Source organism: Desulfonatronum sp. SC1 (genome assembly GCF_003046795.1).
GTDB lineage: Bacteria > Desulfobacterota > Desulfovibrionia > Desulfovibrionales > Desulfonatronaceae > Desulfonatronum.
Window position 1 is genome coordinate 1 of sequence record NZ_PZKN01000001.1, and the last position, 26,488, is coordinate 26,488.

A 26,488-nucleotide genomic window follows, 5' to 3' on the forward strand; every position below is an offset into this window, starting at 1 on the left:
GCCCCCGCCTGCTCTGGGCCCCCAACCCCGGCCAACCCTTCCAGCCCCTAGAGGAAATCGCCTCCGGCGGCGAACTGTCCCGCGTACTCCTGGCGATCATCGGCCTGATGGCCGACGCGGACAATCCAACCCTGATCTTCGATGAAGTGGACGCCGGAATCGGCGGCATGACCCTGAACAAGGTCGCCGATCGCTTGCGCTCCCTGGCCTCGGTGCAGCAGGTTCTGGTGATCACCCACTGGCCGCAACTGGCGGCCCAGGGCGAGACCCATTTCCAAGTCCGCAAGGAAGTCCTGGACGGCGCCACCTTCACCCGCTGCACGGCCCTGAATGGGACGGCTAGGGAAGAGGAACTACAACGGATGACCGGCGGGGCTTGGAATACGTAAAGCCGCTTTCCAGAAAGATGCGTATCCTGTACAGCGGGTCTTTTCTTAAAGAGGGTTTGGTCAAAGTCGGCCATACAGTCTTTCCTTTTGGGATGGATAAGAATGTTTCCGTAAGCCAGGTCATTTCTTTAAAGTCTTATGACCCAGACATCGTTCTTCTGGAAATATGGGGGACGACGCAGCTTCCGAAGGATTTGCATCTCTGTAATCATAGGATTGTCGCCTATTGTATTGATTCCTGCATCAACGAATTCTTTTTGAAAAGATTGATGTTGCTGTTTGACGACGTGTTTGTTGATCAGATTTCAAGCGTCGATGTCTTGAGAAAAAATGGGATCAGGGCGAAATGGCTTCCGCTTTGCGTCTCTGAAGGAATGTTTCGTGGTGATCAGGAAAAGAAGCACGATGTCGTTTTTGTAGGGCGGCTCACTGAGTACAGAAGGAAAAGGCTAAAATTATTAAGTTATCTTAAAGATCACTGCTCATTAAGCAGGTTTGAAAATGTGAGCGTGGCTGAGATGCAGGACATTTTTTCCGAATCCCGGATTGTCCTGAATGAAAATCTTTTTAGCGGCCTTACGTATCGAGTTTTACAAGGTCTCGCCTCCGGTTCGCTTGTTTTGACCGAAGACGGCGGGGCAGGAGTTGGCCAGCACTTCAAGCATGGTCAGCATTTGGCCTGTTATACGCATGACAGCGTTGTGAACCAGATTCGGAAGATCAAGGCTGATCCCGACTACTGGGAGCAGGTGGCCAGGCAGGGACAGCGTCTTTGCCGGGAACGACATACAAGTGCCGCGAGGGCGGCCGAGTTGATCACGCATTTGGAACGGCGTTCCGCATTCAATACCAGAAGAGACGCGGACCAACGCCAACTGGCGGAGGCCCAGGCCAAGTACGCGCAATGTCAACGGTTCGGAGGCGATTACGGCGATGCACTGAAGCTTGCCGTTCCGGTTGCCGCCAGATCAAATGCAACTGGCGTCAAATCCAGTGAGTTTATTGGGACTGTTTACGCGAGAAACGGCAAAATTGATCAGGCAAAAAGGTACTTGCTCCGCTGCATTGAACGGCAGGGCGGGCTTTTTGGAGCAATAACCCTCGCATTGATGTTTTTGCACCACAACGATTTGGAATCGGCGAGAAGAGGATTCGGTATTGCCTCTCGGTTGACTCCGATCAAGTACGTTGACGCAAAACGAGCACTCCTGGCGATATCAGAGAGTACCGGAAACTGCTCTGAAGTATACCTGGTACTGGCAAAGCTCTACTATGATATGGGAATTGTCTTTGATCCCGGTTTTTTGAAACAATACCAGGAAATCTATCCAGAGTACGCACTGGAGTTTGCGAAGCTGGCTTGGGCTGAGGAGAAGACGCGGGACTGTCTGGAAATGTTCATGCTGTGCGCGAAAAAAATGAATCTGGAGCATGAGGTTTTCGACTATTTGAAGGAATCCATCGCGTTTGGACTTGCCGACGACCATGTCATTGCCTATGCTTCTGAAATAGCTATGCGAAATTATGATTTTTCCCAGGCGAAGATGATCGCTGAAGCACTCAGGAGATCGTTGAGATAATTGAATGACGCCAAGCCGAAACGATATCATACGCGGCTTTCAACCCCGAGCGTAAGGAGAGCCCCCATGCCCAACCAATTGAACCAACTCAAGGCCCATTCCATTGTTGTCGCGGACACGGGTGATTTTGCCAGCATCAAGGAGTATCAGCCCCAGGACGCCACCACCAACCCCAGCCTGATTCTCAAAGCCGCGGGCATGAAGGAATACGGGGAGATGGTGGACGGGGTCATAGCCCGGGCCGAGGCCGGATCCACGGAGGCGTTTCTGGCCGATGCCATGGACAAGCTGTTCGTGGCCTTTGGCGTGGAAATCCTGAAGATCGTGCCGGGGCGGGTTTCCACCGAGGTGGACGCCCGGTTGAGCTTCGACGTGCAGGGCTCGGTGGACAAGGCCAGGCGTCTGATAGAGCTGTACGAGCGGGCCGGAGTGGATCGGGAGCGGGTGCTGATCAAGCTGTCCAGCACCTGGGAGGGGATCGTCGCCGCCAAAGTCCTGGCCAAGGAGGGCATCCGCTGCAACATGACCCTGCTGTTTTCCTTCGCCCAGGCCGTGGCCTGCGCCGAGGCCGGGGTGCAGCTGATTTCCCCTTTCGTGGGCCGGATCATGGACTGGTACAAGAAGCACGAGGGCCGGGACGGATACGCCCCTCAGGACGATCCCGGCGTGCACTCCGTGACGCGGATCTACAACTACTACAAAAAACACGGCTATCCCACCGAGGTCATGGGGGCCAGTTTCCGCAACGCCGGAGAAATACTGGAGTTGGCCGGCTGCGACCTCTTGACCATCAGCCCGGACTTGCTTCGGGAGTTGCGTGACGGCCAAGGCACGCTGGAGCGCAAGCTGAGTCCCGAATCGGCGCAAAGCCTCGGGGAAGAGAAGCTGTCCCTGGATGAAAAGGCCTTCCGCTGGATGCTCAATGAGGATCAGATGGCCACGGAAAAACTCTCCGACGGCATCCGTCTGTTCGCGGCGGACGCGGTCAAGCTGGAGCGGATGATCCTGGACAAGGGCTGACCTTGTAAAAAATCGGCGACGACAGGGGCGTACGCGATATGCCCCTACCCTCCAAAGCCTTCCATGATCTCTCCATCCGGGGCCGCGCCGAAGCCCAGGGAGAGGAGGAAGCGTTCGTCCTCGCTCCATCTGGACCGGATTTTGATCCAGAGTTCCAGATAGACTTTGGTTCCCAGCAATTCTTCCAGTTCCAGCCGGGCGTTTTGCCCGATCTGCTTCAGGTTGCGGCCCTGCTTGCCGATGACCATGGCCTTGTGACTGTCCCGCTCCACGAAGATCACGGCGTGGATGCGGGTCAGGCCGGGTTTGCTGGTGTCGTCCCAGTTTTCGATGTCCACGGCGGTCCGGTAGGGCAGTTCTTCGTGCAGATTCAGAAAGAGCTTTTCCCGGATGATTTCCGAGGCCATGAACCGCAAGGGCACGGTGGAAAGCTGGTCCTCGGGAAACAACGGCGGGCCCGGGGGCAGGGACTTGGCGATGCCGGCGATCAGGGCCTCCACGTTGTCCCCGGTGGCCGCGGACAGGGGGATGATCTCGGCTTCCGGCCACGTCCCGGCGACCTGCTCCATCAGGGGCAACAGTCGCTTGCGATCCTTGACCCTGTCGATCTTGTTCACCGCGACCAGCAGCGGCTGAGGCAGGCGAACCCGTGAACCGTGCAATGGTTGGAGTTCCTCGGAAAAGAGGTGCGGTCGGTTCGTGTACAGCGCTCCATCCAGGACGATCACGGCCATGTCCGCCCGGGCCAGGGCCTGCCAGGCGGCCTTGAGCAGAAAGGAGTTCATCTTGCCCCGCAGGCGGTGCAGGCCGGGGGTGTCCAGAAACACGACCTGCAAATCTTTCCTGGTCAGAATCCCGGTGACCTGGTTGCGGGTTGTCTGGGGTTTGGGGCTGACGATGCTCACTTTCTGACCCAGCATGGCGTTGAGCAGAGTGGATTTGCCGGAGTTGGGGGGTCCGAGCAGGGCCGTCCACCCGGTCCGAAAGGTATCCTCGTCGTGCGCTTGGTTTGTTTTGGTCAGGTCATGGGGGACGGAGGGGTCTTGATGGGACATGGTTTTTTCCTTGTATGGCGAAGGTGAAGTCGTGATCGTGTCATGGGGTCGGCGTCGCGGTGACGGCCTGCCTCCAGACCAGCTCATCCAGTTGGCGGACGATGCGGCCGAACAGGCCGCCGTATCCGGGAAAGCGGCCGATCAGCTCCCGGCGTTGTTTCTGGACCTGGTCGCAGGCGCTGCCTTCCGGGGAGGAAGGCGTACGCTGCATGACCAGGCGTTCGGCGATGAGGTAGGCTTCCATTTTCCGGCGAAACTCGTGGACCAGGACTTCCATGTCAGCGGCGTGACGCGCCCAAAGGGCCTCGGTTTCGGCATGGGGCGGCAGGGAGCGAATGGTTTGAACCTGGGCGTAGAGGGTGGTCAGCACGAAGCCGGGGATGCCACGCCGCCAGCCCAAAAGCCAGGGGTGCCGCCAGAACAGGAGAAAATGCCGCATGCCCAGGGCGATGATCGCCTCCAGGTGAGCGGCGATGCGGGCCAGGCATGGATCATCCCAGACGATGGGCGTTTCGCCGAGGTTCCAGGCCGGAGCGGTCCGATTTCCGAAAAGACCCGGGGGTTGCCCCAAAAGGAAAGAAAGCATATGGCCCAGCCAGGAATTGGCCGCCGGAGCGCGGGGGGTTTCCAGGTGGGCATAGCTCAGGATATAGCGGCCCGTTCCCGCCAGCCCCGTGACGATGCACGGTTCGCCGCGCAGCAGTTCCGGATCCAGGTTGATCCCGTAGAGCCGTTCCCAGGCGGAGCGCTCGGGGGCCGCCACCTGCTCCAGGGCCAGGTCGGAGACCCAGAAGTCCGGTCCGGGGCGGACATATGCGGCCAGAACGTCGATGCCCGCGGTTGCTTTTGTGGCGGCTTTTGCGGCGGCGCCTCCGGGGGCCGCGTCCTTTGGGATGGCGAACTGGGAAGGCCACCAGACCGGAAGGTCGATCAGGGCGGGGATGTCTTGCGGAACCAGCGGGTGGCATTGTTGAGGCGCGCAAGCCACCGAGCCGCTAAAGTTGGGCAGACGCTGGGCCATGGGTTTGCGGCATAAGGGACATACTGCCAGCCCGTGGTTGTCAGGCAAGGCCAGGCCCGCGCCACCGCACAAGCCGACGTAGACGCCACCGGAACGCAGATAGTCGCCCACGGCCTTGCGCCCGTCCGACCCCAAGGCCTCGGCCTTGAATCTGGCCCATCCTCCGGGTACGAACAGCGCCGCCGGAGGCTGGTCGCGCAGCAGGCCCGCCGCGATTTCCGAGGCCCTGGCCAAGCGCAAGGGAACGCCCCAGGCGGCCAGGCACCTCCAGAGCAGGATCGCCCAAAGATGCGACTCGTCCCATAAGAGACAGATGGAGCCCGAGCCTGAGCCCGTGGGGCGCGGAAAGTGCCTTGTGTTCAAAGCGTCCATGAGCTGGTGGAGTACCAGGACCGCCGACGCGAAACAAGCCATGGCACGGGTTCAACGTTCACGACGAATGAGAGGGAGAATACATCCAAATGACCGAAACCAAATTGCCCAAGGGATACGAACCCCGTGACGTGGAAGCCAGATGGCTGGAGTACTGGGAGGAGCAGGGTACGTTCACCGCTCCGGCCCAGACGGATCGACCAACCTATTCCATGGTTATCCCGCCGCCCAATGTCACGGGCTCTCTGCACATGGGTCACGCCCTGAATCTGACCCTCCAGGACATCCTGGCCCGGTTTCATCGCCAGCAGGGCCGCGACGTGCTCTGGGTGCCGGGTACCGACCACGCGGGTATCGCCACCCAGAACGTGGTGGAGAAGTCCCTGGCCGCCCAGGGCAAAAGCCGGGAGGAACTGGGCCGGGAAGCCTTCGTGGAGCGGGTCTGGGCCTGGAAGGAGGAGTACGGCGGCAAGATTTTGAACCAGGTACGTCGTCTGGGGGCTTCGGTGGACTGGACCCGGCTGCGCTTCACCATGGACGACGGGTTGTCCAAGGCCGTGCGGGAGGTATTCGTCCGGCTGTACGAGGAAGGGCTGATCTACAAGGGCGACTACATCATCAACTGGTGCCCCCGGTGCCATACGGCCCTGGCCGACCTGGAGGTGGAACACGCCCAGGCCGACGGTCGGCTGCATGCCATTCGTTACCCGTTGGCCGACGGCTCCGGGGGCCTGACGGTGATGACCACCCGGCCGGAAACCATGCTCGGCGACACCGCGGTGGCCGTGCATCCCGAGGACGAGCGTTTCGTGCACCTGGTGGGCAAGGAGGTCATCCTGCCCCTGGTGGGCCGCAAGCTGCCGATCATCGCCGACGCCTACGTGGACCGGGAGTTCGGCACGGGCTGCCTGAAGGTCACTCCGGCCCACGACATGAACGATTTTGAACTGGGCCGACGCCACGATCTGGCCGTTGTCAAGGTCATCGACGATCACGGCCGGATGAGCGCCGAGGCCGGGACGGAATACGCCGGCCTGGACCGCATGGAGTGCCGCAAGCGCATCGTCGCGGACCTGGAGGAAAAAGGGTTTCTGGTTCGCGTGGAAGACCACCCGCACAGCGTGGGGCATTGCTACCGTTGCCGGACAGTGATCGAGCCCGCGGTCTCCAAACAGTGGTTCGTGGCCGTAGGGCCTTTGGCCACCAAGGCCCGCAAGGCCGTGGAGGACGGGCGGACGGCGATTCATCCCCGGCAGTGGGAGCGGACCTATTTCGACTGGCTGGACAACATCCGGGACTGGTGCATTTCCCGTCAGATATGGTGGGGCCATCGTATCCCGGCCTGGACTTGTCAGTCTTGCGGCGAGATGATCGTCTCCCGTGAAGACCCAAAAAGCTGTCCCAAATGTCCGGGCAAGCTTGTCCAGGAAAGCGACGTGTTGGATACGTGGTTCTCCTCGGCTCTCTGGCCCTTCTCCACCCTGGGCTGGCCGGACGAGACCCCGGAACTGAAGAGCTACTACCCCACCTCAGTGCTGGTCACCGGGTTCGACATCCTTTTTTTCTGGGTGGCCCGGATGATGATGATGGGCCTGCACTTCCGGGACGAGGTACCCTTTCAGCACGTCTACATCCATGCCCTGGTCCGGGACAGCGACGGCCAGAAGATGAGCAAGTCCAAGGGCAACGTGATCGACCCCCTGACCATGGTCGATCAGTACGGCACCGACGCCCTGCGGATGACCCTGACGGCCATGGCGGCCATGGGCAGGGACATCAAGCTGTCCGAGGACCGGATTCAGGGCTACCGGTTTTTCGTGAACAAACTCTGGAACGCGGCCCGTTTCGCCCTGATCAACCTGCCGCAAGACGGAGCTGGAGATGCGCTTCCCGCTTCAGCGGAACTGGACTTGCGCCATCGCTGGATTCTGACTCGCCTGGAGCAGGTCAAGCAGGAAAACGCCGCGGCCATCACCGAGTACCGGTTCAACGACGCGGCCATGGGGCTGTACCAGTTCATCTGGCATGAACTCTGCGACTGGTATTTGGAAATGATCAAACCGGACCTGCCCGGGGCCGTCCAGGCTGAAAAGGGCGAAGCCCAGGACCAGGAGAAAGCCGAGTCCCAGGCCACGGCTCAGGTTTGCCTGCAAACCGTGCTTTCCGAAGTGCTGCTCCTGCTCCACCCCATCATGCCCTTCGTGACCCAGGAAATCTGGGACTCCCTGCCTGCTCGCGGCACGAAAACCAATCTGGCCGCTCAACTCTATCCTCCTGCCAGGCCCGAACAGTTGGACGAGCAGGCCTCGCGGGACATGGGGCTGATCCAGGAGATCGTGGTCAGCGTACGCAACATCCGGTCTGAACTCAGCATCGGGCCGTCCCAGAAACTGGACGTGCTGGTGCGCTGCCGGGAAACCGCCCTGGCCGAAGTGCTCTTGATGAACCGGGAGACCATCATTCACCTGGCCCGACTTGAGGGGTTCCAGGTCGAACCGGATCTGAACCCGCCCAGGGCATCGGCTTCCGCCGTGGTTCAGGGGGTGGAAGTGTTCGTGCCCCTGGCCGGGGCCGTGGACTTCCAGTCCGAACTGGCTCGCCTGGATAAGGAATTGAACAAGGCGGCCAAGGAACTGGACATCGTCACCCGCAAAGTGAACAATGATGATTTTCTGGCCAAGGCCCCGGCCGAAGTGGTGGAAAAAGAACGGGCCAAGGCCAGGGACATCGCTGAAAAACAATCCAAACTGCTGGCCCTGCGCGAACGGTTGCAGGGGCTGATAGAGTAGGAGCATTCATGTCCAAAGTCTACCTGCTGGGCGCCGGACCCGGCGATCCGGAGTTGATCACGCTCAAGGCCAAACGGTTGTTGGAGAGCGCGGATACGGTGGTTTATGACTATCTGGCCAACCCGCGATTTCTGGCCTGGTGCCGACCGGACGCCGAGATTTATTACGTTGGCAAGAAAGGCGGCGACCATACCCTGCCCCAGGACAAGATCAACGATCTGCTGGTGGAGCGGGCCAAGGCGGGGAAGGTCGTGGCCCGGCTCAAGGGGGGTGATCCCTATGTCTTCGGGCGAGGGGCGGAGGAGGTCGAGGAGCTTTTGGAGCACGGCATCGATTTCGAGGTGGTCCCCGGAGTGACCTCGGCCGTGGCCGCCCCGGCCTATGCCGGAATTCCCCTGACCCATCGCCGTTTCGCCTCATCGGTGTCTTTCATCACCGGCCACGAGGACCCGACCAAGGCCGAGAGCGCCCATGACTGGGAGGCTTTGGCCCGAAGCACCAGCACCCTGGTTTTTTTCATGGGCGTGAAGAACCTGCCCGAGATTTCGGCCAACCTGATCAAGGCCGGACTGCCCGGAAGCACCCCGGCGGCCCTGATCCGCTGGGGGACCACGTGCAGGCAACGGTCATTGATCTCCACATTGGCCGACATCGCCGAGGAGTCCCAAAAACAAGGGTTCAAGCCTCCGTCTTTGCTGGTGGTGGGCGAAGTGGTTTCCCTGCACGACAAGCTGAACTGGTTTGAGCGGCGGCCGTTGTTGTGCAAGGGGGTGGTGGTCACCCGCTCCCGGGAGCAGGCCAGCGACGTGGTGGCCTCCCTGGAAAGTCTGGGGGCCTGTTGTTACGAGTTTCCGACCATTGCCGTGAAGCCCATGGATGATCTTACGCCCATTCAGGAAGCCGCCACGCGCCTGGGCGAGTTTGACTGGGTGGTCTTCACCTCGGTCAACGGCGTGCGCATGTTCTGGGAAGCGCTGGAGGGGCGGGGGCTCGACGCCCGGGCCTTTGCCGGAACCCAGGTTGCGGCCATCGGCCCGGCTACTGCCGAGGGGCTGGCTGGGCGCGGCATCCGGGCTGACTTCGTTCCGGAAAAATACGTGGCCGAGGACATCGTCCAGGGGCTGTTGGCCAGGGACGTTGTCGGCAAGCGGGTGCTGATTCCCAGGGCCGAGCAGGCCCGTGAAGTCCTGCCCGAGGAATTGCTCCGGGCCGGGGCCCAGGTGGAGGTGCTGCCGGTGTACCGGACCCTGCCGGTGGCCAAGGGCGCGGAGGAAGTGACGACCGCCCTGGAAAACGGGGAGATTCAGTACATTACGTTCACCAGCTCCTCTACCGTGACCAACTTTTTCACGGCCATCCGCCCGGAGCTGATTCAAAAGCACCGCGCCGCGTTGAAGCTGGTCTGCATCGGACCGGTCACCGAACGGACATTGCAAAATCATGGCTTTCAGGGTGACATTCAGCCCGAGGACTATACCATCCCGGCCATGGTTCAGGCTATCCTGGACCACGGGGGCCAGGGTCGACACGGGGACGCGGGGGCATGACCCTGCCCATTGGTGTGCTTATTTCCGGAGGCGGGTCCAATTTGCAGGCCCTGATCGACCGGATGGAAGCCGGAGTGCTGGATGTGACCATTCAGACCGTGATTTCCAACATTCCCGGGGTCAAGGGGTTGGATCGGGCTGCGAAGCATGGCATTTTCTCTCAGACTCTGTCCCATCGGGACTGCCCGGACCGGGAGTCCTATGATCGGGTATTAGTCCGCGCCCTGCGCGACGCTGGTGCCCAGGCCGTGGTCCTGGCCGGATTCATGCGGCTTGTGGGGCCGGAACTCCTGGCCGCCTTTCCCGGGCGGGTGCTGAACATCCATCCGGCCCTGCTCCCGTCTTTTCCCGGACTGCACGCCCAGAACCAGGCCGCGGAGCACGGGGTCCGTTTGGCTGGATGCACGGTGCATTTCGTTGACGAAGAGGTGGACCACGGTCCGATCATCATCCAGGCCGCGGTCCCGGCTCTGCCTGGCGAGGGAGCTGAAATGCTGGGCAATCGCATCCTGACTCTGGAGCACCGCGTTTTTCCCCAGGCCGTGCAGTGGCTGGCTGAAGGCAGGTTGGACGTCCAGGGCCGACAGGTGGTGGTCCGTCCAGGAGAGCGACCCCTGGCCACCAGGAACGACCTGCCGCCATGCCTGATTTTTCCGCCGTTGGAAGACGGGTTTTAGGGAGGAACGAACATGAGCGATTTTCACTTCGAGTTATCCCAGGCGGAGCGGGATTATCTGCGGGAACTGGCCCGATTGAGCATTGCTTCCCGGTTTGACGCGAACGTGATGTTGCCGAAGCCGGTTTCGGAAAAGCTGGAACAGCCGTTCGGCGCGTTCGTAACCCTGAAGAAGCAAGGCCATTTGCGCGGGTGCATCGGGCATATCGTCGGCGACCAGCCGATTCGAAAAACCATCATCCGGATGGCCAAGGCCGCGGCGTTCAATGATCCCAGGTTTCCCCCGGTGAACAAGGAGGAACTGACCGATCTGACGGTGGAGATTTCAATCCTCAGCCCGCTGGTCCCTTGCGTCGCCGAGGATGTCGTTCCGGGCCGACACGGACTGCTGGTGCGTCGCGGCCCGCATTCCGGCCTGCTTTTGCCTCAGGTGGCCACGGAATACGGCTGGGACCGGGAGACGTTTCTGTCCCAGACCTGCCGCAAGGCCGGGCTCCCCGCCAATGCTTGGCAGCAGCAGGGCACGGAGATATTTTGCTTTGAGGCGGTTATTTTTTAAGCTGATTGGCAAAGTCGTTTTTTTGCGTTGAATAGAGATATTATCATGAATCCAGATCATACCCAAGAATCCCCATTGGTTCTCGTCGTTGACGACGAGGCGGTAAACAGGCTGATTCTGGAATCCAACCTGAAACGGCAAGGGTTCCGGATCGTCTCGGCGTCATCGGGCCAGGAGTGTCTGGACCTGACCCGAAGGGAGCAGCCGGACCTCGTGCTCCTGGACATCATCATGCCCGGAATGGACGGCTTCCAGACCTGCCAAATCCTCAAGGACGCTCCTGAAACCCGGGACATTCCAGTCATCTTTCTTTCAGCGCTCACGGACACCGGGGTGAAGACCAAGGGGTTCGAGGCAGGCGGGGTGGACTACGTCAGCAAGCCCTTTGACGCCAAGGAACTGTTGGCCCGGGTGCGCACGCATCTGACCCTGCGCAACCAGGAGCGACAGTTGCGGGTCTACTCGGAGAAGCTTGAGGAGATGGTCGATGAGCGGACCACCAAGCTGAAGCAGGCCGAGCAGGATCTGCAACGCAACTTCGACATGCAGACCGCTCTGAACCAGTTGCTCCACCTTTCCTTGCAGGAATTGCCCCTGGAAGAACTGCTGCAACAGTGCCTGGACAGCATCCTGGGCATTACCTGGCTGACTTTGCAGAACCGGGGCTGCATCTATCTCCAGGAAGGCGAGGGAGACGTTTACCGCATGGTGGCGCAGCGCAATTTACCGGAAAACGTTCAGGTCCAATGCGCGACCATCGTTCCAGGACAGTGCGCTTGCGGAAAGGCCATCGCGGAGCAGCGCATTCTCGTGGTCCCGGACGAGGATGTCGAGCACAACAAGCTTTCGCCGGAAGGCGTCGAACCGCACAGCAATATCTGCGTTCCAATTCGATCCCAGCACGCGACCCTGGGGCTCGTGAACCTCTTTATCCAACGAGACACTCTGTTGACGCGGCAGGAGTTGGTTTTTTTAGGGGCCGTGGCCAACACGCTGATGCAGATGATCCTCTATAAACGGGCCGAGCAGCGCATGCTGCACCATGTCCTTCACGAGCCGCTGAGCAACCTGCCCAACAGGACGGCCTTGCTGGACGGCCTGAACGTGGAGATCAAACAGGCCCGCGACATGGAAGGCTATCGGTTTGCCCTGGTGTTGATCAATCTGGACCGCTTCAATCGATTCAACGAAAGCCTGGGCTACGACCTGGGCGACAAGCTGATCCTCTCCAGCATTCAGCGCATTCTGGATGAGCGCAAGGCGGAGGAGGACGTCTTTCACCTGGGTGGGGACGGGTTCGCTGTGTTGACTCGCCAGTTGCGGGAGGTCGCCGATCCCTTGCTCTTGGCTGAACGGATCCTGGACGGCCTGAAGCAGCCGCATCAACTGGACGGCCATGAAATTCAGATCTCCGCCTCCGCCGGGGTGGTGCTTTCCGATGCCCGGTACGACCACGGCGAAGATCTGCTGCGGGACGCGGACATCGCCCTGCATCTGGCCAAATCTCGGGGCCGGGGCCGGTTCGAGGTTTTCAGCTCCATGATGCACGAAAAGGCCAAGCATGCGATGCAGACCTTCATGGACCTGCGTTTGGCCCTGCAACGGGAAGAATTCGTTCTGTTCTATCAGCCCATCATTTGTCTGACCACGCGACGAACCATCGGGGTGGAGGCCCTGATCCGCTGGTTCCATCCCGCCCGCGGCATGATCAGCCCCCTGGATTTCATTCCCTTGGCCGAGGAGACCGGGTTGATCCTGTCCATGGGCAGGTGGGTTCTGGAAAAGGCCTGTCGGGACATGCGTGAATTCGCCATAGTCATTGATGGCGAACCCCCATTCATGGTCAGCGTGAACTTATCAGGAAAGCAGTTCGCCCAGTCCGATCTCTACGAGCAGGTGGAGGCCGTACTCCAGGAGACCGACTTCCCTCCGGAGTGCCTCAAGCTGGAAATCACGGAAAGCGTGGTCATGGAAAACGCCGAAGCGGCCACGCGGATTCTGGAGCGCCTCAAGGGCCTGAACATCAAGATTGCCATCGACGACTTCGGCACCGGCTACTCGTCGCTCTCTTACCTGCACCGCTTTTCCGCGGACATCCTGAAGGTGGACCGCTCTTTCGTCAGCCGGATGCACATGGGCGATGAAAACCTGGAAATCATCCGGACCATCGTCACTTTGGCCCAGGCCCTGAATATGGAAGTGGTGGCCGAGGGCGTGGAAACCGAGGAGGAAGTGAAGACCCTGACCGTGCTGCGTTGCGATTACGCCCAGGGGTTCTATTTCGCCAAACCAATGCCTCTGGAGCAACTGGTCCAGGGGTCGTTGCTTGGCAAAGGTGAACAAGAGAGCGATCGACGCGAAGGCCCGCCGGATCGGCGTGAAACCTCTGGACGCCGCGATACGGACGAGTGACCCCGGTTCGATTCCCGACCTTTTTTCGGCTTGCCCCAATGGGCTTTGCGGGGTAAGGAATCCCCCTCATCATGATTGACCAGAAAAACATTCGCAACTTCAGCATCATCGCGCACATCGACCACGGGAAATCCACCCTGGCCGACCGCATTCTGCAGATAACCGGACTCGTGGACGCCCGCCAGATGAAGGAGCAGTACCTGGACCGGCTGGATCTGGAGCGGGAGCGGGGCATCACCATCAAGGCCCAGAGCGTGCGCATTCCTTACAAGGCCAGAGACGGACGGGAGTACATCCTGAACCTGATCGACACCCCCGGGCATGTGGACTTCAGCTATGAAGTCTCCCGCAGCCTGGTGGCTTGTGAAGGCGCTCTGCTGGTGGTGGACGCATCCCAGGGGGTCGAAGCCCAGAGCCTGGCCAACGCCTACCTGGCCCTTGAAAATAACCTGGAGATCATTCCGGTTCTGAACAAGATCGACCTGCCCAGCGCGGAACCGGAGCGGATCAAGACCGAAATCGAGGAAGTGATCGGCCTGGACTGCCGGAACGCGCTGATGATCAGCGCCAAGACCGGGCAGGGCGTCCCGGAGGTTCTTGAACGGATCATCACCGACCTGCCGCCGCCCAGGGGCGAGGAGAAGGCCCCGCTCAAGGCCCTGATCTTCGACTCCTGGTACGACACCTATCTCGGGGTGGTGATTCTGCTTCGGGTCATGGATGGCCGGATTCGCAACGGCCAGTTCATCCTGCTGTATTCCAACAAGACCCGCTTCGAGGTCACCAAGCTGGGGGTTTTTTCCCCCGAGCCCCTGGCCGTGGACGAACTGGGGCCGGGCGAGGTCGGCTTCCTCTGCGCCGGAATCAAGAACCTGACCGATGCCCGGGTCGGCGACACCATCACGGACCCGGACAACCCGACCCTCACGCCCCTACCTGGTTTCAAGAAAATCACGGCCATGGTCTTTTGCGGGATGTATCCGGTGGAGCCCAATGAATACGGCTCGCTCAAGTATTCCCTGGAAAAGTTGCAGCTCAACGACGCGGCCTTCTCCTTTGAGCCGGAAACCTCCCATGCCCTGGGGTTTGGCTTCCGCTGCGGCTTTCTTGGGCTGCTGCACATGGAGATCATCCAGGAGCGGCTGGAGCGGGAGTTTCAGGCCCGGCTGCTGGTCACCGCGCCTTCGGTGATTTACGAGGTCCAGACCCTGGAAGGCGAGACCCTCTCCGTGGACAATCCCAGTAAGCTGCCCCCGCTGAACAAGATCGAATTCATCGCCGAGCCCTATGTACACATGGAGGTTCACGTTCCCAATGAGTATCTGGGCGCGGTGCTGGCTCTGTGCGAGGAGTGCCGGGGCAAGCAGAAGGATCTGCGCTTTCTGTCCTCCACCAGGGTCATCGTGACCTACGAGCTGCCCTTCGCGGAAATCGTGTACGACTTTTTCGACCGGCTCAAGTCCGTGACCAGGGGCTACGCCTCCCTGGACTACGAATTCATCGATTTCAGGCCCTCGGAGCTGGTCAAACTGGATATTCTGATCAACAACGAAGGCGTGGACGCCCTGTCCATCATCGTGCACAAGGAAAAGGCCTACGCTCAGGGCCGGGAGCTGGCCAGCCGCCTGCGCCAGGTCATCCCCCGTCAGTTGTTCGAGGTGGTCATCCAGGCCGCCATCGGGCAGCGGGTCATCGCCAAGGAACGCATCGCGCCGATGCGCAAGAACGTCACGGCCAAGTGCTACGGCGGCGACATCACTCGCAAGCGCAAGCTTCTGGAAAAACAGAAGGAAGGGAAGCGGCGCATGAAACGGATGGGCAACATCGACATTCCCCAGGAAGCCTTCCTGGCCGTGTTGCGCAAGGACTAGGACACAAGGAGACTTCATGAACCCCCGCTGGCAAACCGCGCTCAAGGAATATTCCGAGGCCCTGATCATCGCCTTGATCCTGGCCCTGATCATCCGCACATTCATCATTCAAGCCTTCAAGATCCCCTCCGGCTCCATGCTGGAGACCCTGCAGATCGGAGACCGCCTGTTCGTGACCAAATTCGCCTACGACATCAAAGCCCCCTTTACGGACTGGAGCATCCTTTCAACCCAGGACCCCGAACACGGTGACGTGATCGTCTTCCGCTATCCGGAGGACCCGTCCAAGGACTTCATCAAACGCGTGACCGCGGTTCCCGGGGACGAGGTGGAAGTGCGGGACCAGACCCTGTACATCAACGGCGAGGCAGTGGACGAGCCTTACCTGACCCTGCACCCCGGTCCGACCCGGGTCCATTTCGGGCCGCGAACCGTACCCGAGGAGCACTACTTCGTCCTTGGCGACAATCGTTTCAATTCCCACGACTCCCGGTTTTGGGGGTTCGTGCCCAGGTCGCAAATTCGGGGCAAGGCGTGGCGGATATACTGGTCCGCCAGTCCGCGCTGGTTTTTGAGCGACGTGCGCTGGGATCGGGTCGGTCGGCGTATTGAGTAGAGCCGCTTCGCGCATGTCCAAATCCCTGGCGACCACCCTTGGGGAATACGTCAAGGCTATTCTCTTGGCCGTGGTCCTGGCCCTGCTGATCCGATCCTTCGTGGTCCAGGCCTTCAAGATCCCCTCCGGCTCCATGCTGGACACCCTGCTGGTCGGCGACCATCTCCTGGTCACCAAGTTCGCCTACGACGTGAAGATCCCGCTGACCGGGGCCGCCATGAAGTTGGACGAGCCGGAGCGCGGGGATATCGTGGTGTTTCTGTTCGGTCAGGACGTGCCCTCCTTCACCGAGGAGCCGGCCCGGTGGCTGCAATGCTCCCTGCCCGGCCTAGCCGACGAGACCTGCCCCCAGGACTTCATCAAGCGCGTCGTCGGCCTGCCCGGAGACATCGTGGAAATCCGCCGGAAACGGGTTCTGATCAACGGGCGCGAGTTGGACGAGCCCTACGTCCAGTTCCGGGACGCCACACACCGCGACGTCCAGCCCCGTGATCGACTCGGCCCGCTCAAGGTCCCCGAGGGCAAATACTTCGTGCTGGGAGACAACCGTGACGAATCGTTGGATTCCCGGTTCTGGGGGTTCGTGGATCGGGAGCGGATCAAGGGTAAGGCTTGGCGGATATACTGGTCCTGGGAGGCGGGGGAGGGTCCTCGCTGGGAACGGATGGGCCACGCATTGCAATAGAAGACCGGAACGGGAGGAGCATGCTGGCCAAAATCGCCACCTCCGCGCTGATGGGCATCGAGGCCTTTCACGTGGAACTGGAAGTGGATTTCGCCCGCCAGGGCATGCCTTCGTTCACCATGGTCGGCTTGGCCGAGGGCGCGGTGCGGGAGAGCAAGGAGCGGGTTTTCGCGGCATTGAAGAACACCGGCTTCAAGCTGCCGCCGGCTCGGATCACCGTGAACCTGGCCCCGGCGGACATGCGCAAGGAAGGCAGCGCCTACGACCTGCCTCTGGCCGTAGGCCTACTCACCGGGGTGGAGGTGCTGCGTCAGGAGCAGGTCCAGGGCTTTTTCCTGGCCGGAGAATTGTCCCTCAACGGCGAACTCAAGCCTGTGTCCGGCATCCTCCCGCTGGCCTTGAAGGCCCGGGCTCAGGGAGCTCGGGGGCTGATCGTCCCCGCGGACAACGCCCAGGAAGCGGCGGTGGTCAAGGAATTATCTGTTTACGGGGCGGAGAGCCTGGCCCAGGCCGTGCGCTTCCTGTTGGGCGAGGAAGCCATCTCCGAGACGATCTGCGATTTGGACGAACTTTGGAAAAATCGCACCAAATCGATCCTGGACTTCAGCGAGGTCAAGGGCCAGGAGCACGCCAAACGGGCCATTGAAATCGCCGCCGCGGGAAACCATAACCTCCTCTTTCTCGGCCCTCCGGGCAGCGGCAAGACCATGCTGGCCAAGCGACTGCCTTCGATATTACCGGCCCTGGAGTTCGAGGAAGCCCTGGAGGTGACCAAGATCTACAGCGTGGCCGGGATGCTTTGCAAGGACCAGCCGCTGGTGGTGATTCGACCGTTTCGCTCCCCGCACCACACCATTTCCGACGCCGGGTTGATCGGCGGGGGGCACTATCCCAGGCCAGGAGAGGTCTCCCTGGCCCATCGCGGCGTGCTCTTTCTGGACGAATTGCCGGAGTTCAAGAAGCACGTTCTGGAAGTGCTGCGACAACCCCTGGAAGACGGCGTGGTGACCATTTCCCGGGCCGCGATGTCCCTGACCTATCCCGCGGACTTGATGCTCGTGGCGGCCATGAATCCCTGCCCCTGCGGCTACCTCACCGACGAACAGCACCAGTGCACCTGCTCGCCGCAGCAGATTCAGCGCTACCGCTCCCGCCTCTCCGGGCCGCTTCTGGACCGGATCGATCTGCACGTGGAAGTCCCGGCCGTGCCCTACAAGGAACTCCGCAGACAACGAGGCTCCCGCGATTCCGCGGCCATGCTCGAAAGCATCGAAAAGGCCAGGACCTTGCAGTACCAACGCTTTCGAAACTCTCCCCTGCTGACCAACAGTGATCTGGACGGAAAGTGGCTGAATACATTCTGCCCGCTGGGCGATGCGGAGCATGAGTTTCTAGGGGCCGCGGTGCAGCGATTGAGCCTCAGCGCTCGGGCTTATACCCGCGTTCTGCGCATCGCCCGGACCATCGCGGACCTGGAAGGGACGGAAACACTGTCCGCGGACCATCTGGCCGAGGCCATCAATTACCGCACCCTGGACCGACAAGCCCAGACGTGGTCCTGATCCGGACCTGACCTAGGCCAAATCCAGGACCGCGGCCATGCTTGAGCCCGATCCTGGCCTGGACTTTGCATTTATTTGCATTTTAATGTCCAAGTCCGCCCCATACCCGACAACGATCAGGTGTCTCCCATGAGCACCCCTCTGAGCCTCACCGATCCGAACACTATTCAAGGCTTGTTGCAAGACGCCAAAGACTTGCGCGCCAAGTTCATCATCGCTCTGACGCGGGAACAAGGCAGTCGGTTCGACGTCACCGGCCTGCTCCGGGAGATCGGGGACAGCACTCTGGCCGTTGAGGTTTCCGGGCTGAGCGCCAATCCCCGCTCCTGGGTGGGGCAGGTGGTGAGGTGCTACTTCAAGGTCCGGGACAGATCCAGAAAGTCGGATATTTTTTACAACTTCCCAAGTCCGATCCTGGATAGCACCGCCTCACGATCCGACTACAACCTGGTCCTGAAACGCCCCGTCGTCCTGGAAATCGGCCAGCGGCGTTCCAGCATCCGCCTGGATCCGGCCTCAGACGACATCTTGAATTTTTCTCTTTGGGAGGAGGGCAAAATGGTCGCTCGAAACGCCGAGACTGGTCAGGCCAAGCTGCGTCCTCCTTTGATCGGAGGACAGCACTTTGAAGAGGGAGAGGTGTCTATTCTGGACATTTCGGCGGGAGGCATTCGGATACGGTTTACCGGGAAGTTGTTCAAGAATGTTTCCGTCGAATCATCTTCGAAAAAGGATATTTCCCCGGCGCAAGGCAAACCGGAAAGTCCCTCCGTGTGGACCAAGCGAGCGAAAGTGGTCATTTGGCTTGTCTTGAGCGAACGGGTCAAAAACAGTCATCAGATCTTCTGGCTGAAAGGGCGAATCAGCTATAAGCGAGAGGACTACCAGAGCAAGGACGTGGAGTTCGGAGTGGAATTCACCCAGCACGGCAAGAACGATCCGAGCGGCAAAATCGCCTGGACCCCCGTACGGGAGAACGATATTCAGGAATTGGGAGCTTGGGTCTATCAGCGATACCTGGAACGATTTCGTCGAGGAATCGCTTAGCGGACCACTTTGAAGATCGGAACCTATCCTTGCAATCTCATGAAAAAAACCGCGCAAGAATGAGAATTTGGGCGGCTATTTACATGAGCAAAGGGACACCGTGCTGGAGGAGAAATCGTCCAGCTCTGGGGAAGCGGAAAGGGAAGATTGAAAGGATGGCCCGGAAGCAGAAAAAAGTCAGATTCGTAGGCCGGTGTTGCGAATGACTTCCAGAAGCAGGCCCTTGTCGATGGGTTTGACCAGATACGAACTGGCGCCGCCCTTGTAGTAGGCATCCACGACGTTTTTGGGATCACCCAGGGCAGTGAGCATGATCACGCGAGTTTCGTCCTTGGGGCTGATGCCCTGAGAGCGCTCGTACTCCCTGATTTCCATCAGAGCTTGCTGACCATCCTTGACCGGCATCATGATGTCCAGCAACACCAAGTCATAGGGCTGCCCTTCTTCATGCGCCATTTGGAAGGCCTGGACCGCCTCTTCGCCGTTGACCGCCAAGTCGCATTGAGCATAAGGCTTGACGATTCGTTGAAGCATCAATCTGCTGGTAAAGTCGTCCTCCACGATCAGAAAGCGCATACCCACCTCGCTGGTTTCCGGGCTCGGCAACCGAGCACGTTGATGGAAAAGAGCCCTACCCCAAGTATGGTTCTGCCGCAAGCGGGAAAGAGTTTTGCCGCATGAGAATAGGAATGAGAGGAAAGGTCCGGATACAAAAAAACCCCGTCTGTAACCAGACGGGGTTTGATTGTCTTGGCTCCCCGGGACGGACTTGAACCGCCAACCTAGTGGTTAACAGCCACCCGCTCTGCCAATTGAGCTACCAGGGAATGCGTCGAAAGGGGATTTTTTACACCAGTCGTTCCCGTCCGTCAAGTGGTTGGAGCGGAGAAAGGAAAATTTTGGTCTTGGAGGCATTCAGTCAACACGACAAGAATGGTCGCCGCAAGGTGAAACAACGGGGAGGCCTGGGCCTCGATGGTCCGCTTTCGCAACTCGTCGACCCAGGGGGCGAGCATTTGACGGGTGAATTCAGAGGGTGATTTGATAGGAGGCTGTTCTGGAACGGAACCCTTCCTCCCCCAGGCGATCTTCGATACGGTAGGCGGTGGGTGCTGTTCCGGAAAAAGAAACATCAAATAGGCAAGCTCGATGGCAATGTGGTCCGGGGGCATGCCCAGAGACGCATCGACCTTCAGGCCGGCCCGGTCCAGGAGGGACTGCATGGCCACGGCCGGTTCGCCCATCATCAGTCCTTCGCCGGTGTAGCACGACTGGCTCAAGGGGACGCCCGCGCCGCCGCGATGGTTCACGAACAGCCGAACGTATTCAGCTTCCAGGCTCTCGGGCGTCATGGCCGGGGCCTGCTTGTCGGCCAGGGCGAGCACGTGGTCGGCATGGTCGAGCAGGACGCCGTCGATCAGCCCTCGGGACTCCAGGAACAGGAGGATTCCGGCCAGCTTGGGCAGGCAATCGGTTCGGACCTGGGACCAGCGACCTCCGTCGCCCCCCCGGAACACCCAGGCCACGGCCTCCAGCCCCCACAGCAGAATGCGGCGTGGATCGTCACTCATCGTGGTTCGCCCTTTCACCTATATCTTTCGATCCGGCAGAATCAGGTTCAAGACAATGCCCGCGATGGCCGCTAGGCCGATGCCCTTGAGCACGAACTCTCCGGTCTGGAAGGCCATGCCGCCCATGCCGAAAACCACGATCACGGAGATGATGATCAGGTTGCGGGGCTCCATCAGGTCTTCCTTGGCTCGAACCAGGGCGTTCAGGCCGACCACCATGATCGCGCCGAAGAGAAGGACAAGGATACCGCCCATGACCGGGACCGGGATGGTCTGTAGCAACGCGCCGAGCTTGCCCACGAAAGCCAGGACGATGGCGGCGATAGCCGCCCAGGTCATGATCGCCGGGTTGAAGGCCTTGGTCAGGGCCACGCCGCCGGTGACCTCGGAATAAGTGGTGTTGGGCGGCCCGCCCAGGCAGGCGGCCATGGTGGTGGCCAGACCGTCGCCGAACATGGTTCGGTGAATGCCCGGATCCTTGACGTAGTTTTTCCCGGTCAGGCTGCTCACGGCCAGGATGTCGCCGAAATGCTCGATGGCCGGGGCGATGGCGATGGGGACAATGAACAGTACGGCCTGCCAGTTCCATTCCGGAAGGACGAAGTTGGGCAGGGCCAGCCAGGGAGCCTCTCTGACCGGCGTGAAATCGACTAAGCCATACAGCAGGCAGAGAACGTACCCCACCAGGATGCCGAACATGATCGGCACCAGGCGGAAGACGCCCTTGCCCAGCAAGGTAACTACTATGGTGGTGGCCAGGGAGGCCAGGGCAATGAACAATGCCAGACCTTCGTTGATCAGTTGGATGGCCCCATCCCCGGTCTTGCCCAAGGCCATGTTCACGGCCACCGGGGCCAGGATCAGCCCGATGACCATGATCACCGGAGCATAGACGATGGGCGGCAGGACGCGCATCAGGATGCCCGGCCCTTGCCATTTGATGAACAGCCCCAAGAGCACGTAGACGAGGCCGGCCGCGGCCAGGCCGGACAAGGTGGCTGGAATGCCCCAGGTCTGGACGCCGAACATGATTGCGGGGATGAAGGCGAAGGAAGAAGCCAAAAATACCGGGACCTTGCCCTTGGTGATGATCTGGAACAGCAATGTCCCGACGCCGGCTGTGAACAGAGCCACGTTGGGGTCCAGTCCGGTGAGCAGCGGAACCAGGACCAGGGCTCCGAAGGCGATGAACAACATCTGCAGGCCCAGCAGGCTGTCTTTGAGTCGAAAATTGTATTCAGGCGAGGAAATCGTCGATGCAGTTTGTTCCGTCATGGTGGCTCCCTCAAGATTATTTGGTGCCGAAGATCTTGTCTCCGGCGTCTCCCAGTCCGGGCAGGATGTAGCCCCGCTCGTCAAGGCGTTCGTCCACGGCCGCCAGATAGATTTCCACGTCCGGATGGGCCGCTTCCACCCGGCGCAGGCCCTCGGGAGCGGCCACCAAGAATACGCCCTTGATCCGGCGGCAACCGGCTTCCTTGAGCAGATCGATGGTGGACAGCAGCGTCCCGCCGGTGGCCAGCATCGGGTCCAGGATCAGGGCCATGCGCTGGTCGATGTTTCCGGCGGTTTTGACGTAGTAGCGCACCGGTTCCAGGGTTTCCTCGTTGCGGTAAATGCCGATCACGCTGACTTTGGCCCCGGGAATCATGTCCAGCACGCCATCCAGCATGCCCAGCCCGGCACGGAGAATGGGCACCACGGTGATCTTTTTGCCCTTGATCCGATCCACCTGAACGGGCCCGCACCATCCCTTCACGGTCCTGGTCTCGACGGCGAGGTCCTTTGTCGCTTCGTAGGTCAACAGTCTGGCCAGTTCCGAGGCCAGTTCCCGAAAGTTCTTGGTGCTGACGTCATGCTGACGCATGACCCCGAGCTTGTGCTGCACGAGCGGATGACGAACCACATGGACGGACACGGGCACCTCCTGATGAATTGGTGGGCTGGGGACTGATCGGACGCGAAAATCTCCGGCTTTTAAACCGTATTGAAAATCCCGGTCAAGCTGAACATCGTGGTGCGTTCGGCCCGCATCGGCGATTTCTTGACGAATCGGCGGACTTGGCATACGCATTAACGGTGCCGTTTCGGCTGATCGCGGACCAAATGATCGCGAACTCACGATGACTCGTCGCATTCCGTGTTTGGTCTCATTTCGGCGCTGAATTCCCATCTTCATGAAAATACCTTGCCTTATCATGCCGCCAAACGTCGTTAGCCGCCTCTCCCGCTTTTCCCGAATTATCCCATCATGGTCGGCGACCATGAACAACTGAGGACCGATTTTGACTACCGAGCAGAACCATAACTTGAGCCAGCTCCAAAAGCAGCGACTGGAGAAATTCAGTCAGCTTCAGGCGTCCGGAGTGGCCCTGTATCCCAACGATTTTCGAAAGAACATCGAACTGGCGCAGGTCAAAACCGCGTACGGAGACCATGACGAGACGGCCTTGGAGGCCTTGGAAGAGACGCTCGCCGTGGCCGGACGGGTAATGAGTCAGCGCTCCTTCGGCAAGGCCGCTTTTCTCCACCTTCAGGACTCCACGGATCAGATGCAGGTCTTTGTCCAGCGGGATGCCGTCGGCACGGAGAAATACGCGCTCTTCAAAAAATTCGACATCGGCGACATTGTCGGCGTCCGGGGCCGCCTGTTCCGGACCAAGACCGGCGAGTTGACCATCAAGGCCGAAAGCGTGGATCTGGTCAGCAAGGCCCTGCGTCCTTTGCCGGAAAAGTATCACGGGCTGAAGGACGTGGAGGTTCGCTATCGCCAGCGGTACGTGGACCTGATGGTCAACCCACGGACCCGGGAAATTTTCCAACGCCGGACCCAGATCGTCCGTTTTCTGCGTTCCTACCTGGACAACAAGGGATTCATGGAAGTGGAAACGCCGATGATGCAGCCCATCCCCGGCGGTGCCGCGGCCCGGCCTTTCACCACCCATCACAAGGCCCTGGACATGAAGCTCTATCTGCGCATCGCTCCGGAGTTGTACCTGAAACGGCTGCTGGTGGGCGGGTTCGAACGCGTCTACGAAATCAATCGTAATTTCCGCAACGAGGGCATCTCCACCCAGCATAACCCGGAATTCACCATGCTGGAGTTCTACTGGGCCTATGCCGACTACCGGGACTTGATGGACCTGACCGAACGGATGTTCGCGGATCTGGCCCGGACCGTCACGGGAAGCGAGGTGGTTCCGTATCAGGGAGAAATGATCAATCTGGGCGGCTCTTGGCATCGATTGACCTTTTTCGAGTCCCTGGAAACCCTGGGCGGACTGCGCCCGGAGCAGTACTTGGACTACGACCAGGCCAGGAGCCTGGTGCTCAAGCTGGGGGAAAAGGCCCATGCGAATGAAAAGTTGGGCAAGCTCCAGGCCAAGCTGTTCGATCTACTGGTGGAGCCCAAGCTGATCCAGCCCCATTTCATCTACCACTATCCCACGGATATTTCTCCTCTCTCCCGGCGCAATGAGGGCGATCCTCAGGTCACGGACCGGTTCGAGCTGTTCGTCGCCGGCAGGGAAATGGCCAATGCTTTTTCCGAGCTGAACGACCCCCTGGACCAGCGCGGACGCTTCGAGGAGCAGGTCAAGGAAAAGGAAGCCGGAGACGAAGAAGCCCACTTCATGGACGACGACTATGTCCGCGCCCTGGAGTACGGCATGCCTCCGGCCGCGGGTGAGGGAGTGGGCATCGACCGATTGGTGATGCTGCTCACGGACAGCCCTTCAATCCGCGAAGTCATCCTTTTCCCGTTGCTGCGTCCGGAGGTCGGCCAGAACCCATGAGATTCGAGCGCTTCATCGCCCTGCGCTACCTCCTGACCTGGGGCAATCACGCTTTCATCTCAGTTATTTCCTGGGTTTCCGTACTTGGCGTAGCCCTGGGGGTGGCCGCCCTGATCGTGGTTCTGGGGGTGATGAACGGTTTCAGCAACGAGCTGCGGGACAAAATCCTCGGGGTGAACGCCCACATCGTGGTCACCAGCCTGGAAGGCGTGATCCGGGACTATGACCGGTTGAACGAACAGGCTAGGTCGGTTTCCGGTGTCGTCGGGGCCATGCCCTTTGTCTATTCGGAAGTGATGTTGAGCACGAGCATGGGCGTCAAGGGCGTGGTTTTGCGGGGGATCGACCCCGCAGCCGCTCACGGCGTGATCACCTTGTCCCGGGATTTGATCATGGGCGATGTCCAAGACTTGATCGATGATCCCGCCGGACGGGGGATTTTCATCGGGTCTGAACTGGCCGGGAGGCTCGGGTTGCGGGTCGGTTCAGAGGTGAATCTGCTTTCGCCGGCTGGTCAGCGTTCCGCGGCTGGCTTTGCCCCCAGCGTGGAAGCTTTCGTGGTCCGGGGGGTGTTCCGTACCGGAATGTACGAATACGACTCATCCCTGGCTTACGTGACCATTCCGGCGGCCCAGTCCATTCTGGGGTTTCGCGGCGACTTGGTCACCGGTCTGGAAGTTCGGTTGCGCGATGTGGACGCCGCGCCGCGGGTCGCTCAGGAACTGGAACGGACCTTGGGCGGCTTTCCCTTGCAGGTTCGGACATGGATGGAAATGAACCAGAATCTTTTCGCCGCGCTCAAGCTGGAAAAGGCGGCCATGTTCGTGATTCTGGTGATGATCGTCCTGGTCGGCTCCTTCAGCATCATCACCACGTTGGTGATGCTGGTCATGGAGAAGACCCGGGACATCGCCATTATGGCCTCCATGGGCGCGGGGCCGAGACGGATCGCCCGGATTTTCATCTTCCTGGGCACGATCATCGGGGCCTTGGGCACGAGCCTGGGCTTCGCCATCGGTTTGCTGCTCTGCTTTCTGCTCCAGCGCTATCAATTCATTCAGCTGCCCATGGACGTCTATTACCTGGATCACCTCCCTGTGCAGCTCCAATGGACGGACATGACCATCATCGCCCTGGCGGCCATGGGAATGTGTTTTCTGGCCACGCTCTATCCGGCCCGCCAGGCGTCCCGGTTGCAACCGGCCGAGGCTCTGCGGTATGAGTGACGCGTTGTTGCTTGACGTGCGCGGACTCGGCAAGGAGGTGCACAACGCGGCGGAGCGGTTGACCATCCTCAAGCACGTGGACTTCACTCTGCGGTTCGGAGAAACCGCGGCCGTGCTCGGTGCGTCGGGATCGGGGAAATCCACCCTGCTGCATCTCCTGGGTACCCTGGACCAGCCCACCTCCGGCTCGGTTTTTTTTGCCGGTCGGGACACGACCACGTTGACGCGGACTGAAAAGGATCGACTGCGCAACGAGAGCGTCGGCTTCGTGTTCCAGTTTCATCACTTGTTGCCGGAATTCTCCACGTTGGAAAACGTGGCCATGCCCGGACTGATCGCCGGGCGATCCCATGCCTGGTCCCGGCACGAGGCCGCCACGATGCTGGACATGGTCGGCTTGGCTGACCGCGGCCGACACCGGGTGACCACCCTTTCCGGCGGCGAGCGTCAGCGGGTGGCCATTGCCCGGGCTTTGCTGCTCAAGCCCCGGTTGGTCCTGGCGGACGAGCCCACCGGGAACCTGGACGTGGAAGCCGGGGAAAGCGTGAAGCGTGTGCTTTTGGAACTGAATCAAACCTTGGGAACGAGCTTGGTCGTCGTAACCCATAATCAAGATCTGGCCCAAGCCATGCGGCATCGTTACGAGCTGCGTGGCGGCGAACTGTTTCCCTTGTAACCTTGGCGCCCCTGCGAGGC

21 protein-coding genes, 1 tRNA gene and 1 pseudogene are annotated in these 26,488 nt (G+C 60.3%); 16 read left to right on the forward strand and 7 right to left on the reverse strand.

The window, feature by feature from the left end; genetic code table 11:
- The 3 genes and pseudogenes from C6366_RS00005 to tal all read left to right on the forward strand — a co-directional run.
- Positions 1 to 389: pseudogene (locus tag C6366_RS00005) on the forward strand (DNA repair protein RecN); the annotation flags it as partial.
- Positions 377 to 1,969, forward strand: a complete 1,593-nt coding sequence (locus tag C6366_RS00010) for a glycosyltransferase (protein WP_107735310.1) — start codon at positions 377 to 379, stop codon at positions 1,967 to 1,969. The pseudogene C6366_RS00005 and the gene C6366_RS00010, both read left to right, overlap by 13 nt.
- Before the next feature lie 66 nt (positions 1,970 to 2,035).
- Complete coding sequence (gene tal, locus C6366_RS00015; protein WP_107735311.1) at positions 2,036 to 2,989, forward strand: transaldolase; 954 nt, start codon at positions 2,036 to 2,038, stop codon at positions 2,987 to 2,989.
- Between the two features lie 44 nt (positions 2,990 to 3,033).
- Here tal and era read toward each other — a convergent pair whose 3' ends face one another.
- Both era and C6366_RS00025 read right to left on the reverse strand, forming a co-directional pair.
- Entirely contained in the window at positions 3,034 to 4,044 is a 1,011-nt protein-coding gene (era, locus tag C6366_RS00020) for a GTPase Era (RefSeq protein WP_107735312.1), read from the reverse strand.
- A 40-nt stretch (positions 4,045 to 4,084) separates the two neighbouring features.
- On the reverse strand, positions 4,085 to 5,479 hold the full coding sequence (locus C6366_RS00025) for a biotin--protein ligase (protein ID WP_107735313.1): 1,395 nt from the start codon (positions 5,477 to 5,479) through the stop codon (positions 4,085 to 4,087).
- A 47-nt stretch (positions 5,480 to 5,526) separates the two neighbouring features.
- Here C6366_RS00025 and C6366_RS00030 point away from each other — a divergent pair, with 47 nt between their 5' ends.
- From C6366_RS00030 to C6366_RS00075, 10 genes are all read left to right on the forward strand, one after another.
- Positions 5,527 to 8,226, forward strand: coding sequence for a valine--tRNA ligase (locus tag C6366_RS00030; RefSeq protein ID WP_107735314.1), 2,700 nt, complete (start codon positions 5,527 to 5,529; stop codon positions 8,224 to 8,226).
- Positions 8,227 to 8,234: 8 nt separating this feature from the next.
- A complete protein-coding gene (cobA, locus tag C6366_RS00035; RefSeq protein ID WP_107735315.1) occupies positions 8,235 to 9,773 on the forward strand; it encodes a uroporphyrinogen-III C-methyltransferase in 1,539 nt (512 codons plus the stop codon).
- The gene (gene purN, locus C6366_RS00040) at positions 9,770 to 10,450 is read left to right on the forward strand and encodes a phosphoribosylglycinamide formyltransferase (protein ID WP_107735316.1); all 681 of its coding nucleotides are present in this window, start codon (positions 9,770 to 9,772) and stop codon (positions 10,448 to 10,450) included. The genes cobA and purN overlap by 4 nt, the downstream gene beginning before the upstream one ends.
- Positions 10,451 to 10,462: 12 nt before the next feature.
- Entirely contained in the window at positions 10,463 to 11,008 is a 546-nt protein-coding gene (amrA, locus tag C6366_RS00045; protein WP_107735317.1) for an AmmeMemoRadiSam system protein A, read from the forward strand.
- A gap of 45 nt (positions 11,009 to 11,053) precedes the next feature.
- On the forward strand, positions 11,054 to 13,420 hold the full coding sequence (locus C6366_RS00050) for an EAL domain-containing protein (RefSeq protein ID WP_107735318.1): 2,367 nt from the start codon (positions 11,054 to 11,056) through the stop codon (positions 13,418 to 13,420).
- Positions 13,421 to 13,491: 71 nt separating this feature from the next.
- Complete coding sequence (lepA, locus tag C6366_RS00055; RefSeq protein ID WP_107735319.1) at positions 13,492 to 15,291, forward strand: translation elongation factor 4; 1,800 nt, start codon at positions 13,492 to 13,494, stop codon at positions 15,289 to 15,291.
- A 16-nt stretch (positions 15,292 to 15,307) separates the two neighbouring features.
- On the forward strand, positions 15,308 to 15,907 hold the full coding sequence (gene lepB, locus C6366_RS00060; RefSeq protein ID WP_107735320.1) for a signal peptidase I: 600 nt from the start codon (positions 15,308 to 15,310) through the stop codon (positions 15,905 to 15,907).
- Positions 15,908 to 15,920: 13 nt separating this feature from the next.
- A complete protein-coding gene (lepB, locus tag C6366_RS00065) occupies positions 15,921 to 16,592 on the forward strand; it encodes a signal peptidase I (protein WP_107735321.1) in 672 nt (223 codons plus the stop codon).
- 20 nt (positions 16,593 to 16,612) lie between these two features.
- On the forward strand, positions 16,613 to 18,154 hold the full coding sequence (locus C6366_RS00070; protein ID WP_107735322.1) for a YifB family Mg chelatase-like AAA ATPase: 1,542 nt from the start codon (positions 16,613 to 16,615) through the stop codon (positions 18,152 to 18,154).
- A gap of 129 nt (positions 18,155 to 18,283) precedes the next feature.
- Positions 18,284 to 19,201 carry a hypothetical protein gene (locus tag C6366_RS00075; protein WP_107735323.1) on the forward strand — a complete coding sequence of 306 codons (918 nt, stop codon included), beginning with the start codon at positions 18,284 to 18,286 and terminating at the stop codon, positions 19,199 to 19,201.
- A 177-nt stretch (positions 19,202 to 19,378) separates the two neighbouring features.
- On the opposite strand, the gene C6366_RS00080 is transcribed toward C6366_RS00075, so the two are convergent.
- From C6366_RS00080 to upp, 5 genes are all read right to left on the reverse strand, one after another.
- Positions 19,379 to 19,777: a response regulator gene (locus tag C6366_RS00080; protein WP_107735324.1), complete on the reverse strand. Its 399-nt coding sequence runs from the start codon at positions 19,775 to 19,777 to the stop codon at positions 19,379 to 19,381.
- 175 nt (positions 19,778 to 19,952) lie between these two features.
- A tRNA-Asn gene (locus C6366_RS00085) sits at positions 19,953 to 20,028 on the reverse strand.
- Positions 20,029 to 20,070: 42 nt separating this feature from the next.
- The gene (locus C6366_RS00090; RefSeq protein ID WP_107735325.1) at positions 20,071 to 20,772 is read right to left on the reverse strand and encodes a molecular chaperone; all 702 of its coding nucleotides are present in this window, start codon (positions 20,770 to 20,772) and stop codon (positions 20,071 to 20,073) included.
- Between the two features lie 18 nt (positions 20,773 to 20,790).
- Entirely contained in the window at positions 20,791 to 22,047 is a 1,257-nt protein-coding gene (locus C6366_RS00095; RefSeq protein WP_107735326.1) for a uracil-xanthine permease family protein, read from the reverse strand.
- A gap of 16 nt (positions 22,048 to 22,063) precedes the next feature.
- Entirely contained in the window at positions 22,064 to 22,690 is a 627-nt protein-coding gene (upp, locus tag C6366_RS00100; protein ID WP_107735327.1) for a uracil phosphoribosyltransferase, read from the reverse strand.
- A gap of 391 nt (positions 22,691 to 23,081) precedes the next feature.
- On the opposite strand from upp, the gene lysS reads away from it, so the two are divergent.
- The 3 genes from lysS to C6366_RS00115 are packed head-to-tail and all read left to right on the forward strand — an operon-like array spanning position 23,082 to position 26,468.
- Positions 23,082 to 24,566 carry a lysine--tRNA ligase gene (lysS, locus tag C6366_RS00105; RefSeq protein WP_233248339.1) on the forward strand — a complete coding sequence of 495 codons (1,485 nt, stop codon included), beginning with the start codon at positions 23,082 to 23,084 and terminating at the stop codon, positions 24,564 to 24,566.
- Entirely contained in the window at positions 24,563 to 25,792 is a 1,230-nt protein-coding gene (locus C6366_RS00110; protein WP_107735329.1) for a lipoprotein-releasing ABC transporter permease subunit, read from the forward strand. The genes lysS and C6366_RS00110 overlap by 4 nt, the downstream gene beginning before the upstream one ends.
- Positions 25,785 to 26,468 carry an ABC transporter ATP-binding protein gene (locus C6366_RS00115; RefSeq protein ID WP_107735330.1) on the forward strand — a complete coding sequence of 228 codons (684 nt, stop codon included), beginning with the start codon at positions 25,785 to 25,787 and terminating at the stop codon, positions 26,466 to 26,468. The genes C6366_RS00110 and C6366_RS00115 overlap by 8 nt, the downstream gene beginning before the upstream one ends.
- Positions 26,469 to 26,488: the final 20 nt, after the last annotated feature.

Bases quoted from the DNA above. Each gene is read 5' to 3' on its own strand.
- C6366_RS00080 (WP_107735324.1), bottom strand. From the start codon at position 19,777: ATGCGCTTTCTGATCGTGGAGGACGACTTTACCAGCAGATTGATGCTT.
- C6366_RS00070 (WP_107735322.1), top strand. From the start codon at position 16,613: ATGCTGGCCAAAATCGCCACCTCCGCGCTGATGGGCATCGAGGCCTTT.
- C6366_RS00030 (WP_107735314.1), top strand. From the start codon at position 5,527: ATGACCGAAACCAAATTGCCCAAGGGATACGAACCCCGTGACGTGGAA.
- purN (WP_107735316.1), top strand. From the start codon at position 9,770: ATGACCCTGCCCATTGGTGTGCTTATTTCCGGAGGCGGGTCCAATTTG.
- cobA (WP_107735315.1), top strand. From the start codon at position 8,235: ATGTCCAAAGTCTACCTGCTGGGCGCCGGACCCGGCGATCCGGAGTTG.
- C6366_RS00090 (WP_107735325.1), bottom strand. From the start codon at position 20,772: ATGAGTGACGATCCACGCCGCATTCTGCTGTGGGGGCTGGAGGCCGTG.
- lepB (WP_107735321.1), top strand. From the start codon at position 15,921: ATGTCCAAATCCCTGGCGACCACCCTTGGGGAATACGTCAAGGCTATT.
- tal (WP_107735311.1), top strand. From the start codon at position 2,036: ATGCCCAACCAATTGAACCAACTCAAGGCCCATTCCATTGTTGTCGCG.
- C6366_RS00110 (WP_107735329.1), top strand. From the start codon at position 24,563: ATGAGATTCGAGCGCTTCATCGCCCTGCGCTACCTCCTGACCTGGGGC.
- lepB (WP_107735320.1), top strand. From the start codon at position 15,308: ATGAACCCCCGCTGGCAAACCGCGCTCAAGGAATATTCCGAGGCCCTG.
- C6366_RS00075 (WP_107735323.1), top strand. From the start codon at position 18,284: ATGAGCACCCCTCTGAGCCTCACCGATCCGAACACTATTCAAGGCTTG.
- era (WP_107735312.1), bottom strand. From the start codon at position 4,044: ATGTCCCATCAAGACCCCTCCGTCCCCCATGACCTGACCAAAACAAAC.
- C6366_RS00095 (WP_107735326.1), bottom strand. From the start codon at position 22,047: ATGACGGAACAAACTGCATCGACGATTTCCTCGCCTGAATACAATTTT.
- C6366_RS00115 (WP_107735330.1), top strand. From the start codon at position 25,785: ATGAGTGACGCGTTGTTGCTTGACGTGCGCGGACTCGGCAAGGAGGTG.
- lepA (WP_107735319.1), top strand. From the start codon at position 13,492: ATGATTGACCAGAAAAACATTCGCAACTTCAGCATCATCGCGCACATC.
- C6366_RS00025 (WP_107735313.1), bottom strand. From the start codon at position 5,479: ATGGCTTGTTTCGCGTCGGCGGTCCTGGTACTCCACCAGCTCATGGAC.
- amrA (WP_107735317.1), top strand. From the start codon at position 10,463: ATGAGCGATTTTCACTTCGAGTTATCCCAGGCGGAGCGGGATTATCTG.
- C6366_RS00050 (WP_107735318.1), top strand. From the start codon at position 11,054: ATGAATCCAGATCATACCCAAGAATCCCCATTGGTTCTCGTCGTTGAC.